The organism is Pseudomonas sp. NBRC 111130, from assembly GCF_001320485.1.
Lineage (GTDB): Bacteria > Pseudomonadota > Gammaproteobacteria > Pseudomonadales > Pseudomonadaceae > Aquipseudomonas > Aquipseudomonas vlassakiae.
Map to the genome: position 1 here is coordinate 1 of NZ_BCBG01000035.1, position 12,687 is coordinate 12,687.

The 12,687-nt window shown below is 63.3% G+C and carries 13 protein-coding genes; 10 read left to right on the plus strand and 3 right to left on the minus strand.

From position 1 onward, the window contains the following. Window positions 1–128: 128 nt before the first annotated feature. Window positions 129–674 (plus strand): tetratricopeptide repeat protein, encoded by a 546-nt coding sequence (locus APH33_RS16355; RefSeq protein ID WP_054886145.1) that lies wholly within the window; start codon window positions 129–131, stop codon window positions 672–674. A 3-nt stretch (window positions 675–677) separates the two neighbouring features. On the opposite strand, the gene APH33_RS16360 is transcribed toward APH33_RS16355, so the two are convergent. Continuing rightward, the gene (locus APH33_RS16360) at window positions 678–1,004 is read right to left on the minus strand and encodes a DUF1820 family protein (protein ID WP_054886146.1); all 327 of its coding nucleotides are present in this window, start codon (window positions 1,002–1,004) and stop codon (window positions 678–680) included. Between the two features lie 174 nt (window positions 1,005–1,178). Between APH33_RS16360 and APH33_RS16365 the strand changes: the two genes are divergently transcribed. The 4 genes from APH33_RS16365 to lnt are packed head-to-tail and all read left to right on the plus strand — an operon-like array spanning window position 1,179 to window position 5,034. After that, the gene (locus APH33_RS16365) at window positions 1,179–2,177 is read left to right on the plus strand and encodes a PhoH family protein (RefSeq protein WP_054886147.1); all 999 of its coding nucleotides are present in this window, start codon (window positions 1,179–1,181) and stop codon (window positions 2,175–2,177) included. Beyond that, the gene (ybeY, locus tag APH33_RS16370) at window positions 2,170–2,643 is read left to right on the plus strand and encodes an rRNA maturation RNase YbeY (RefSeq protein ID WP_054886148.1); all 474 of its coding nucleotides are present in this window, start codon (window positions 2,170–2,172) and stop codon (window positions 2,641–2,643) included. Before APH33_RS16365 ends, ybeY begins: the two co-directional genes overlap by 8 nt. Before the next feature lie 25 nt (window positions 2,644–2,668). Further along, window positions 2,669–3,508 (plus strand): HlyC/CorC family transporter, encoded by an 840-nt coding sequence (locus APH33_RS16375; protein WP_027917759.1) that lies wholly within the window; start codon window positions 2,669–2,671, stop codon window positions 3,506–3,508. A gap of 8 nt (window positions 3,509–3,516) precedes the next feature. After that, a complete protein-coding gene (lnt, locus tag APH33_RS16380; RefSeq protein WP_054886149.1) occupies window positions 3,517–5,034 on the plus strand; it encodes an apolipoprotein N-acyltransferase in 1,518 nt (505 codons plus the stop codon). Between the two features lie 108 nt (window positions 5,035–5,142). Here lnt and APH33_RS16385 read toward each other — a convergent pair whose 3' ends face one another. Continuing rightward, window positions 5,143–5,904 (minus strand): YdcF family protein, encoded by a 762-nt coding sequence (locus APH33_RS16385; protein WP_054886150.1) that lies wholly within the window; start codon window positions 5,902–5,904, stop codon window positions 5,143–5,145. 131 nt (window positions 5,905–6,035) lie between these two features. Beyond that, complete coding sequence (locus tag APH33_RS16390; protein WP_054886151.1) at window positions 6,036–6,350, minus strand: hypothetical protein; 315 nt, start codon at window positions 6,348–6,350, stop codon at window positions 6,036–6,038. A gap of 229 nt (window positions 6,351–6,579) precedes the next feature. Here APH33_RS16390 and leuS point away from each other — a divergent pair, with 229 nt between their 5' ends. From leuS to APH33_RS16415, 5 genes are all read left to right on the plus strand, one after another. Next, window positions 6,580–9,186, plus strand: coding sequence for a leucine--tRNA ligase (gene leuS / locus APH33_RS16395; RefSeq protein ID WP_054886152.1), 2,607 nt, complete (start codon window positions 6,580–6,582; stop codon window positions 9,184–9,186). A 61-nt stretch (window positions 9,187–9,247) separates the two neighbouring features. Further along, window positions 9,248–9,853, plus strand: coding sequence for an LPS assembly lipoprotein LptE (gene lptE / locus APH33_RS16400; RefSeq protein WP_054886153.1), 606 nt, complete (start codon window positions 9,248–9,250; stop codon window positions 9,851–9,853). 36 nt (window positions 9,854–9,889) lie between these two features. Then, a complete protein-coding gene (gene holA, locus APH33_RS16405; protein WP_054886154.1) occupies window positions 9,890–10,927 on the plus strand; it encodes a DNA polymerase III subunit delta in 1,038 nt (345 codons plus the stop codon). Between the two features lie 189 nt (window positions 10,928–11,116). Further along, window positions 11,117–11,281, plus strand: a complete 165-nt coding sequence (arfA, locus tag APH33_RS16410) for an alternative ribosome rescue factor ArfA (protein WP_054886155.1) — start codon at window positions 11,117–11,119, stop codon at window positions 11,279–11,281. A 60-nt stretch (window positions 11,282–11,341) separates the two neighbouring features. Next, window positions 11,342–12,658: a lytic murein transglycosylase gene (locus APH33_RS16415; protein WP_054886156.1), complete on the plus strand. Its 1,317-nt coding sequence runs from the start codon at window positions 11,342–11,344 to the stop codon at window positions 12,656–12,658. The last annotated feature ends 29 nt before the right edge of the window (window positions 12,659–12,687 follow it).

Consider the following 12,687-nt stretch of genomic DNA (forward strand, 5'->3'; position numbering starts at 1 on the left):
CCTACACAATCATCCAATCCACCAGCAAGACAGAAATTCGCGTAAAACTTTGTAAGGTTGGCGCTGCTTATCCCATAATGTGCCACCAGAGATATTGGCCGCAGCTTTGCAGAGGTAAGTCGATCCCCATGAACCGCACCGGCCGCGCCCTCACCTTGGGCTGCCTGTTGCTTCTTCAGCCCCTGCTGGCCCTGGCGGAGGGCGGTAACTCGTTGCTGATTCCGGCAACGGGGCGCTGCACGCTCAACGTTCAGCCAGAAGACCTGCAGAACGCGCTGAAAGCCTGCGAAGAAACAGCGGCGACCGGGGACGCCCAGGCACAGTTCGAGCTGGGCGAGTACTACTACACGCTTACGCCGAAAAACCTGAAGTTGGCGCTGGACTGGTTCCAGAAGGCCTCGCTGCAAGGCCACGCCGAAGCCCAGTACCGCCTTGGCGCCATGTTCTTTCATGGCGAAGGGGTAAAGGCCAACAATGTGCAGGCCTATATCCTGCTGAAGATGGCCGCGGTCAACGGCGCCGAGGATGCGCTGGACATGGCCGACGAAGTAACCGAACAGATGCCTCGCGACGAGCTTGAGCACGCCACCCAGGTGCTTGGCCAGATCTTCCGCAAGTACCTGCTGGAACTGCAGAACGCCGAAGGACGCACACCGTTCTCGCCGCTGCCCTGATGCTTACCGCTCCGGCATCGGCATGGGGAACGGCATTACATTGCCGCTGACCTTCGCCTCGCTGATCTTGGCCGTGCCCAGGCGCTCCACTTCATCGATCCGCACGATCGAATGCATCGGTACGAAACTGCGGATCACCCCTTCGAACTGATTCTTGAGCTTCTCTTCGCTTGGGTCGACCACCACCTGGGTGCGTTCGCCGAAAACGAACTCCTCGATTTCCAGAAAGCCCCACAGGTCGCTCTGGTAGATCTGCTTGGCATACATCTCGAAGACCTGCCCCTGGTTGAGGAAGATCACTTTGTAGATGGCGGGTTCGCGTTTGCTCATGTTCGGCGGGATAACACATGCGTAAGAAAAGGCGCGCATCATAGCAGAGCGGGCCCCGGCCCGGGCGGGTACACAGCCTGAACCAACCCTTGATCGTTTCAGTGCTTTCGCCACTGCCCTTCAAGGGTTATTCTTGAGTTCACATTCATTGCCGTCGAGCGGCTAAAAACGACCTTGAACGCACCCATACAACCTCATCGTTTCATCCTCGAACCCTTCGAGGCCCACCGTTTCGCCAACTTGTGCGGCCAGTTCGACGAGCACCTGCGCCTGATCGAACAACGCCTGGCCATCGAAATCCGCAACCGCGGCAACCAATTCGAGCTGATCGGCGAACCCAAGACCACTTCCGCTGCCGAGCAACTGCTGCGCCGCCTCTACCGCGAGACCAAGGCCACGGACCTGTCGCCGGAAACCGTGCACCTGTACCTGCAGGAGTCGACGGTAGAGAACATCGACAATCCTGCGGTCAATGAAGTCAGCGTCTCGCTGCGCACGCGCAAGGGCAATATTCGCCCGCGCGGCGTCAACCAGCAGCGCTACGTCAAGGAAATCCTCGGCAACGACATCAACTTCGGCATCGGCCCGGCCGGTACCGGCAAGACTTACCTTGCCGTGGCCTGCGCCGTCGACGCCCTGGAGCGTGAGCAAGTGCGCCGCATCCTGCTGGTACGCCCGGCGGTCGAGGCGGGCGAAAAGCTCGGCTTCCTGCCTGGCGACCTGGCCCAGAAGATCGACCCGTACCTGCGCCCGCTGTACGACGCGCTGTACGAGATGCTCGGCTTCGAACATGTGGCCAAGCTGATCGAGCGCCAGGTGATCGAGATCGCCCCGCTGGCCTACATGCGCGGCCGCACCCTGAACAACAGCTTCATCATCCTCGACGAAAGCCAGAACACCACGCTGGAACAGATGAAGATGTTCCTTACCCGTATCGGCTTCGGCTCGACGGCGGTGATCACCGGTGATATCACCCAGGTCGACCTGCCCCGTGGCACCAAGTCGGGCCTGGCCCATGTGATCGAGGTGCTCAGGGACGTACCGGGGATCAGCTTCACCCACTTCCAACCCAAAGATGTGGTTCGTCACCCACTGGTGCAGCGTATCGTCGAGGCTTATGACCGCTTCGATGCCCGCCAGGCCAAGCCCGAGGCACCCGGCAAAGATGCTTGAACTTGACCTGCAACGGGCCACGGATGCTGCCGCCCCGGACGACGCCGCCTTCCGCCGCTGGTGCGAACTGGCCTTGCGCCAGCGCACGGCCGATTCGGAAATGACCATTCGTCTGGTCGACGAAGGCGAAGGCCGCGAACTCAACCACACCTACCGGCACAAGGACTACGCGACCAATGTGCTGTCGTTCCCGGCCGACGTGCCGGATGACCTGCTCGATATCCCGCTGTTGGGCGACCTGGTGATCTGCGTGCCAGTGGTCGAGCGCGAGGCGGCCGAACAGGGCAAATCGCTGGAAGCGCACTGGGCGCACCTGGTCATCCACGGCTGCCTTCACTTGCTCGGCTACGACCACATCGAAGACGACGAGGCCGAGGAAATGGAAGCGCTGGAACGGGAATTGCTGGCGGAACTGGGTCACCCTGACCCGTACGCCGACGATGAAAACGAATCTCTCACACACTGATACACGAAGGATCACGAGAACCGCCATGAGCGAAGATCGATCGAGCAACGGGCAGAAGTCCTGGCTGGGTAAACTGACCCAGGCTTTTGCCCATGAGCCGAAAAACCGCCAGGAGCTCCTTGAGCTGCTGCGCGAAGCCCATCAGAACAAGCTGCTCGACAGCGAAGCGCTGACCATCGTCGAAGGTGCCATCCAGGTCGCCGACCTGCAGGTACGCGACATCATGGTCCCGCGCTCGCAAATGATCAGCATCAAGGCGACCCAATCGCCGCGCGAGTTCCTCCCGGCCGTCATCGACGCTGCCCACTCGCGCTACCCGGTGATCGGTGAAAGCCACGACGATGTGCTCGGGATCCTGCTGGCCAAGGACCTGCTGCCGCTGATCCTCAAAGAGAACGGCGACAGTTTCAACATCAAGGACCTGCTGCGCCCGGCCACCTTCGTGCCGGAGTCCAAGCGCCTGAACGTGCTGCTGCGCGAGTTCCGCGCCAACCACAACCACATGGCCATCGTTATCGACGAATACGGCGGCGTGGCGGGCCTGGTGACCATCGAGGACGTGCTGGAGCAGATCGTCGGTGACATCGAGGACGAGCATGACGTCGAGGAAGACAGCTACATCAAGCCGCTACCGAGCGGTGACTTCCTGGTCAAAGCGCTGACCCCGATCGACAACTTCAACGAGTTTTTCGACAGCGAATTCTCGGATGACGAGTTCGACACCGTCGGCGGCCTGGTGATGAGCGCCTTCGGCCACCTGCCCAAGCGCAACGAGACCACCGAAATCGGCGCCTACAAGTTCCGTATTCTCAATGCCGACAGCCGGCGGATACACTTGCTGCGCCTGACCCCGATCACCCGCTAAGGACAAACATGCGTTGGATCACCCGCCCCGGCTGGCCCGGTAATTTGCTGGCCCTGGCGGCCGGCGCATCGACCCTCCTGGCCTTGGCGCCGTTCGATATCTGGCCGCTGGCCTTGCTGTCAATCGCCCTGCTCTACCTTGGCCTGCGCGAGCTCAGCCCGCGCCAGGCCATGTGGCGTGGCTGGTGGTTCGGCTTTGGCCTCTATGGCGCAGGCACGTGGTGGATCTACGTCAGCATGAATACCTACGGCGGCGCCTCGCCGTTGTTGGCGATCGCCTTGCTGCTGGCATTCTTCGCCGCCCTCGCCTGGTTCTTCGCCCTGCCCACCTGGCTGTGGGCACGCTGGTTCAGGCGCAACGAGGCGCCTCTGGCCGATGCCCTGTGCTTCGCCGCCCTGTGGCTGCTGCAAGAGGCCTTCCGTGGCTGGTTCCTGACTGGCTTCCCTTGGCTGTATGCCGGTTACAGCCAGCTCGACGGCCCGCTGTCGGGCCTTGCGCCGCTAGGTGGCGTGTGGCTGATTTCCTTCGCCCTGGCGCTGAGCGCCGCGCTGCTGTGCAACCTGCAGCGCCTGCGCGAACGCCCATCGTTCCTTGCCATCGGCGCGGTGCTGCTGCTGGCGCCATGGGTGATCGGCATGGCCCTCAAGGGCCACGCCTGGACCACGCCGGCGGGCGACCCGCTCAAGGTTGCGGCCCTGCAGGGCAACGTCGAGCAGGACCTGAAGTGGGACCCGGCCCACATCGACGCGCAACTGGCGCTGTACCGCGACATGAGCTTCAGCTCCAGACCGGTTGACCTGCTGGTGTGGCCGGAAACCGCCGTGCCAGTGCTCAAGGACCAAGCTCAAGGCTATATCGATGTGATGGGCCGCTTTGCTGCCGACCGGCACTCGGCGCTGATCACCGGTGTCCCCGTCCGTGAAGTGGTGCATCACCAGCGCCGTTATTACAACGGCGTCATCGCAACCGGCGAAGGCGACGGCACTTACCTCAAGCAGAAACTGGTGCCGTTTGGCGAGTACGTGCCGTTGCAGGACATGCTTCGCGGCGCGATCGAGTTCTTCAACCTGCCGATGTCGGACTTTGCCCGCGGCCCCGCGGACCAGCCACTGCTGCAAGCCAAGGGCTACCAGGTTGCCCCGTTCATCTGCTACGAAGTGGTCTATCCCGAGTTCGCTGCTGGCCTGGCGGCACGCAGTGACCTGCTGCTGACCATCAGCAACGACACCTGGTTCGGTACCTCGATCGGCCCTCTGCAGCACCTGCAGATGGCGCAGATGCGTGCACTGGAAGCCGGCCGCTGGATGATCCGCGCCACCAACAATGGTGTAACCGCACTGATCGACCCGTTTGGCAAGATCACCGCACAAGTGCCGCAGTTCCAGCGGGCGGTGCTGTATGGCGAAGTGGTGCCAATGCAGCAGCTGACGCCTTATCTGCAGTGGCGGTCCTGGCCGCTGGCGATTCTTTGCGTGCTGTTGCTGGGCTGGGCCCTGCTGGCGAGCCGTATCGCCAAGACAGTCTGATTCAGCCTGCACCGGCCTGTGCGCGGGCACGCCCGCTCCCACAGGGTTCCGCGCTCCCATGTGGAAGCGGGCGTGCCCGCGAAGAGGCCGGCATTGGCGACACAAGGCTCAGTAGAACAACCGATACCCCACCAAGCCCACCGCTTCATTGAGCAACTGCCCGCTCTGCCACATGGCCCGGCTCTCGGGCAGCAACCCTCCGAACGGCCGTGCATGATCGCGCCCCAGGAACCCCACCGGTGCCGGCACCACCTCGAACCCGGCCCGCTCGAAGCTCCAGCGTGAGCGCTGCATGTGCCACGCCTGGGTCACCACCACCACGCGGCGCATACCCAGCGGCTGCAACACCTTGGCGCTCAGCTGGGCGTTCTCCCAGGTGGTACGACTGGCTTCTTCCTTCCATTTCACCTCGACGGCGAAATCTTCGCGCAGGCGATCCGCCATCAGCTGTGCTTCGCTAGGCGGCGTACCGTAATGCAAGCCACCGCTGGTCAGCACCGGCAACCCCGAGGCTTTCGCCAGCCGAGCAGCAAAGCGCATGCGCTCAAGGGCCGTCGCCGTGGGCTGGTCACCACCACCCCAGGCCGGATCACCGCGTTCGCGCCCCGCGCCAAGCACGACGATGGCGTCTGCCCTGCTCGCCAGGCCGGTCCAATCCGCTGTCGCCAGGGGCGGCTCGGTTTCCAGGATATGGGCAGACTCTTGCACCACCAGCGGCAAACTCATGAGCCACAGGCCTCCCAGCCCCATGACAAAACACAGCGTCGCCAACTGCGGCCGCCTTCTGCGCAACCACCAGGCCGCGAGCAGCAGCAGAAACAGGACGCCAGGCGGCATCAGCCATTGCTTGAAGAAAAACCGGATCGGCATCGACACACCTCCATGGAAGGCGTGCAGCCTATAAAGGATCGACGCCGGTCAACAAGCCCGGGCCGGCGTCGATCATGGGATGTGTGTTGTAGAACCGGCGGGCGATTGCCTGCGCCTGGCGTCCTGAACGGCTAGCGATGCGGCAGCCTCCTGGAACTCGCCGAGTTGGCGGGGCGTCTCTTGTCCTTGAGCCAGATGATCTTGGCCGTGGCCGGTTCCGCTTGCGGGAATGTACCGGCACAGGCATTACGGCGTTCCGGGAGGGACTCCAGGTAAGCCTTGATCACTTCGAACTCTGCATGGCTCAAGCCACGCAACTCCAGCTCGGCTGGCATCTCGTCGCGTAATCTTACCGAGGTCCTGGCGACTTCCAGTGCCAGGCCAAGACGGTCGATCAGGCGTTCGTAAAGCTCCGGTTTGATTGCGGGTAGCTGCGTCTCTCCCATCCGTTCACCTCATTGAAGATAAAGATTATCTCCCCCCACACCTGAGCTTAGCGTCGCTGTAAAAAGCAGCCGGATGCCGCGACCAGCGGGCATTCGCAATCAAGGTTTCCCACGATGCGCGGCGCTGCTGTATGCTACGGCGTTCACTCTAAAACGACACCGGAGTGCCGGACGCAGCGAGGTTCCGCTGCCTGGAACAAGGTCTCTTCTCTCTCAGCAAAAAGTAGCCATGCACGAACAATACACGCCCCGTGATATCGAAGCCGCCGCCCAGAAATTCTGGGACGAGCAACAATCGTTCGCTGTTACCGAACAGCCAGGCAAAGACACGTACTACTGCCTGTCGATGTTCCCGTACCCGAGCGGCAAGCTACACATGGGCCACGTGCGCAACTACACCATCGGTGACGTGATCGCCCGTTACCAGCGCATGCTGGGCAAGAACGTCCTGCAGCCGATGGGCTGGGACGCCTTCGGCATGCCCGCGGAAAACGCGGCAATGAAGAACAACGTCGCCCCGGCCAAGTGGACTTACGAGAACATCGACTACATGAAGACCCAGCTCAAGAGCCTGGGCCTGGCCATCGATTGGGCGCGTGAAGTCACCACCTGCAAGCCGGATTACTACCGCTGGGAACAGTGGCTGTTCACCCGCCTGTTCGAGAAAGGCATCATCTACCGCAAGAACGGGACCGTGAACTGGGACCCGGCCGACCAGACCGTACTGGCCAACGAGCAGGTCATCGACGGCCGCGGCTGGCGTTCCGGCGCGCTGATCGAGAAGCGCGAAATCCCGATGTACTACTTCCGCATCACCGACTACGCCGACGAGTTGCTGGAAAGCCTCGACGAACTGCCGGGCTGGCCAGAGCAGGTCAAGACCATGCAGCGCAACTGGATCGGCAAGTCGCGTGGCATGGAAGTGCAGTTCCCGTATGACAAGGCCAGCATCGGCCACGAAGGCACCCTCAAGGTCTTCACCACCCGTCCCGACACCCTGATGGGCGCCACTTACGTCGCCGTTGCCGCCGAGCACCCGCTGGCCACCCAGGCCGCCCAGGGCAACCCTGCCCTGCAGGCGTTCATCGACGAATGCAAGAGCGGCAGCGTCGCCGAGGCCGACATGGCCACCCAGGAGAAGAAGGGCATGCCCACTTCCCTGTTCGTCGAGCACCCGCTGACCGGCGAGAAGCTGCCGGTCTGGGTCGCCAACTACGTGCTGATGCACTACGGCGATGGCGCCGTGATGGCCGTCCCTGCCCACGACGAGCGCGACTTCGAGTTCGCCCGCAAGTACAACCTGCCGGTCAAGGCCGTGGTGCGCACCAGCGCCGGTGATGACGTCGGCAGCGAATGGCTGGCCGCCTATGGCGAGCATGGCCAGCTGATCAACTCCGCCGAGTTCGACGGCCTGGACTTCGCCGGCGCCTTCGACGCCATCGAAGCCGCCCTGATCCGCAAGGAGCTGGGCAAATCTCGCACCCAGTTCCGCCTGCGCGACTGGGGCATCAGCCGCCAGCGCTACTGGGGCTGCCCGATCCCGATCATCCACTGCCCGTCGTGCGGCGACGTACCCGTGCCGGAAGACCAGCTGCCGGTCACCCTGCCGGAAAACGTGGTGCCGGACGGTGCCGGTTCGCCGCTGGCGCGCATGCCTGAGTTCTATGAGTGCAGCTGCCCGAAATGCGGTGCTGCGGCCAAGCGCGAAACCGACACCATGGACACCTTCGTCGAGTCGTCCTGGTATTTCGCCCGCTACGCTTCGCCGAACTACGAAGGTGGCATGGTCGACCCGAAAGCAGCCAACCACTGGCTGCCGGTCGACCAGTACATCGGCGGTATCGAGCACGCGATCCTGCACCTGCTGTACGCGCGCTTCTTCCACAAGCTGATGCGCGACGAGGGCCTGGTGACCTCCAACGAGCCCTTCAAGAACCTGCTGACCCAGGGCATGGTGGTCGCCGAGACTTACTACCGCGTAGCCAGCAACGGCGGCAAGGACTGGTTCAACCCGGCCGACGTCGAAATCGAACGCGATGCCAAGGCCAAGATCATCGGTGCCCGCCTGAAGACCGATGGCCTGCCGGTGGAAATCGGCGGCACCGAAAAGATGTCGAAGTCGAAGAACAACGGCGTCGACCCGCAGTCGATGATCGACCAGTACGGCGCCGACACCTGCCGCCTGTTCATGATGTTCGCCTCGCCACCTGACGCGAGCCTGGAGTGGTCCGACTCCGGCGTCGAAGGTGCAAGCCGCTTCCTGCGCCGCGTCTGGCGCCTGGCCCAGGCTCACGTCGCACAAGGCCTGCCGGGCAAGCTGGACGTCGCCGCACTGGACGATGCACAGAAGGTCATCCGCCGCGCCATCCACGCCGCGATCAAACAGGCCAGCACCGATGTCGGCCAGTTCCACAAGTTCAACACCGCCATCGCCCAGGTGATGACCGTGATGAACGTGCTGGAAAAGGCCCCGCAGGCCACCGAACAGGACCGCGCCCTGCTGCAGGAAGGCCTGGAGGCCGTGACCCTGCTGCTGGCACCGATCACTCCGCACATTTCCCACGAACTGTGGAAGCAGCTGGGCCACGACCAGGCTGTCATCGACGCAGGCTGGCCGACAGTCGACGAGAGCGCCCTGGTGCAGGACAGCATCACCCTGGTGGTGCAGGTCAACGGCAAGCTGCGCGGCCAGGTTGAAATGCCAGCCGCCGCCAGCCGCGAGGAAGTCGAAGCCGCTGCCCGCAGCAACGAAAACGTCCTGCGCTTCATCGATGGCCTGACTATCCGCAAGGTTATCGTGGTACCGGGCAAACTGGTCAACATCGTCGCCAACTGATGGCAACGCCCACCCGCATCCGGTGCGGGTGGGCGGTATCGGCCCACAAGGGAGCAACAACATGATCAAACGCAATCTGCTGGTAATGGGCCTGGCTGTCCTGCTCAGCGCCTGCGGTTTCCAGCTGCGCGGCACCGGCACCAACGACCTGCGCGTCAAGGAGATGGACGTCAGTGCGCGCAACGCCTACGGCCAGACCGTGGTGCAACTGCGCCAGGTACTTGAGCGCAGTGGCGTCAACGTGCATGCGGGCGCGCCTTATCGCCTGGTACTGACCAACGAGCAGGAAAGCTCTCGCTCGGCGAGCTACTCCGGCGGCAACAGCACTGCCGAGTACGAGCTCACCACCACGCTCAGCTACAGCATCCTCGGCCTGAACAACCTCGAACTGTTGAGCAACAAGGTAGAAGCACGCAAGGTGTACGTGCGTGACGGTGGCAATATCACCGGCTCCGATCAGGAAGCCCTGCGAGCACGCGAAGAAATGCGCCGCGACCTGGTGCAGTCGATGGTTTCGCGCCTGCAACAGCTGAGCCCTGCGCAGCTCGATGAGTTGCAGCGCAAGGCCGACGCACGCGCCAAGGCCGAAGCCGATGCACTGGAAGCTGCACGCCGCCAACAGGCCGAGACGCCGCAGCAGTCCCCCATGGAAATCCCGGGCAACTAAGCCCGAACGGGGCACTCCGGTGCCCCGCCTGCTCCCATGAAGCTCGCCCCCGCCCAACTCAACAAGCACCTGCAAGGTAGCCTGGCCCCGGTCTACGTGGTCAGTGGCGACGACCCGCTGCTGTGCCAGGAAGCCGCCGATGCCATCCGCAATGCGGCGCGCCAGCAGGGGTTTGACGAACGCCAGGTGTTCAGCGCTGACGCCAATTTCGACTGGGGTACCCTGCTGCAAGCGGGTGCCAGCCTGTCGCTATTCGCCCAGCGGCGCCTGCTGGAGCTGCGCCTGCCGTCGGGCAAGCCCGGTGACAAGGGCGCTGCGGCACTCATGGAATATTGCGCCAAGCCCGCCGAAGACACCCTGCTGCTGATCAGCCTGCCCAAGCTCGACGGCAGCGCGCAAAAGACCAAGTGGGGCAAGGCACTGATCGAAGGTGCCCACTGTCAGTTCATCCAGATCTGGCCGGTGGATCCCCAGCAATTACCCCAGTGGATCAACCAGCGCCTCTCCCAGGCCGGGTTGTCGGCGCAACGCGATGCCGTCGATCTGATCGCCGCACGGGTAGAAGGCAACTTGCTGGCCGCCGCCCAGGAGATCGAAAAGCTCAAGCTGCTGGCAGAGGGCAACCAGATCACCGTCGAGACGGTACAGGCTGCGGTTGCCGACAGTGCGCGCTTCGATGTCTTCGGCTTGGTGGACGCCATTCTCAATGGTGAGGCCGCACATGCACTGCGCATGCTCGAAGGGCTGCGCGGCGAGGGTGTGGAACCGCCGGTGATTCTCTGGGCGTTGGCGCGTGAGCTGCGCCTGCTGGCCGGGCTGGCCCAGCAGTTCAGCCAAGGTGTACCGCTGGACAAGGCCTTCAGCCAGGCGCGCCCGCCCGTGTGGGACAAGCGCCGACCGCTGGTCAGCAAAGCGCTTCAGCGCCTCTCGGCGCAGCGCTGGGCGCAGTTGCTGCAGGATGCCCAACATATCGATGCGCAAATCAAGGGGCAGGCCGAAGGCTCGCCGTGGACCGGGTTGTCGCGATTGGCACTGTTGATGGCCGGGCAGCGCCTGGTACTTCCTTCGCAATAGCTGAGGGCGCCCTTTTCGCCACACAAGGCCGCTCCTACAAGGAGCCGCGTTCACCTGTAGGAGCGGCCTTGTGTCGCGAAAGGGGCGCGAAGCGGCCCCAGAATCTCAGCCATAAAGACAATCAATTGGCCCCACCAAGCCCCAAGCCCTAAAGTCCGCCCCGAAACCTACCCTAGCCGGGATCCCGCCATGAGCAAAAAGCCGAAAAAGCACGGCCACAACAAGGCCAAATCTATCATCGCCCAACCCTTGTTCCGCTGCCGCCAGGAACAACCGGAAAAAGGCAAGGGCAGCTACCGCCGCAAAGCCTTCCAATCGAGAGATTGGGAGGCTTCTTACTTTTTGGCCGCATGAAAGCATCGCAGGCGCAGGCATGGTATGGTCGGCACCTGACCTGCAATTCTGGATCCGTGCATGCTCTTGAGTCTTCTCCCCCGTTGGAATTCCCGCCAGTTACTCGCGGCCTCCAGCTTCATCCTGCTCGTCGCCTGCGCGGAAAAACCCACCGCCGCCGACGCCCTGCCGCTGGCCCCCGCCCAGCCCGCGCCGGCAGTGACCCTGCCCAGCGCCACAGCTGACGTCAGCACTGAAATCCAGCCCCTGCTGTCCTTCGCCGAATGGCAGGCGAACTTCCGCCAGCAGGCCCTCCAGGCCGGCATCGAAGCGAGCACCTTCGACCGAGCATTCCTCGGCGTGACCCCTGACCTCGATGTGATCAAGGCCGACCGCAGCCAGCCCGAATTCACCCGCCCGGTGTGGGAATACCTGGAGGGCGCGCTGTCGCCCCTGCGCGTGCGCAACGGCAAGAAACTGCTGGAACAGAACGCCGAACTGCTGACCCGCATCGAGCAGCGCTATGGCGTCGATCGTCAGGCGCTGGTTGCGGTGTGGGGCATGGAGAGCAACTTTGGCCAGTTCCAGGGCAGCAAGTCGGTGATCCGTTCGCTGGCCACCCTCGCCTATGAAGGGCGCCGCCCTCAGTTCGCTCAGGACCAGCTGATCGCCGCCCTGCAAATCATCCAGCACGGCGATATCCAGCCTGAGGCCATGCGGGGTTCGTGGGCCGGCGCCATGGGCCAGACCCAGTTCATCCCGACCACCTACAACACCCATGCGGTGGATTTCGACGGTGATGGTCGCCGGGATATCTGGAACAGCACGCCAGATGCCTTGGCATCGACTGCGCACTACCTGCAGAGCTCTGGCTGGAAACATGGCCAGCCTTGGGGCTTTGAAGTGCAGGTGCCGGCCGGTTTCGACTACTGGCAAGCCGACGGCTCGCTGCGAAAGCCGGTGTACGAATGGTTGCAGATGGGCGTGAAACTGCCGGCAGGTACCCAGCTGCCAGCGGGCAGCAATCAGCTGTCGGCAGCCCTGCTGCTGCCTGCGGGCGCTCGTGGTCCGGCATTCCTCGTGCTGGACAACTTCCGCGCCATTCTCAAGTACAACAATTCGTCGTCCTACGCGCTGGCAGTGAGCCTGCTCGGTGATCGCTTCTCGGGCTGGGGCTTCATCAGCGGCAGCTGGCCGAAAGAAGACCTGCCATTGAGCCGCAGTGAGCGCATGGAGTTGCAAAATCTGCTGAACGCCCGTGGCCATGAAGCCGGGAACCCGGACGGCATCATCGGGGCCAACACCCGCAAGGCGATTCGTAATGCCCAGCAGCAGCTGGGGTGGCCGGCGGATGGCTATCCGACCCACAAGCTGCTTGATAGCCTGCGTCAGCGCTGATGCACCCCGGGGCCGCTTTGCGGCCCCGG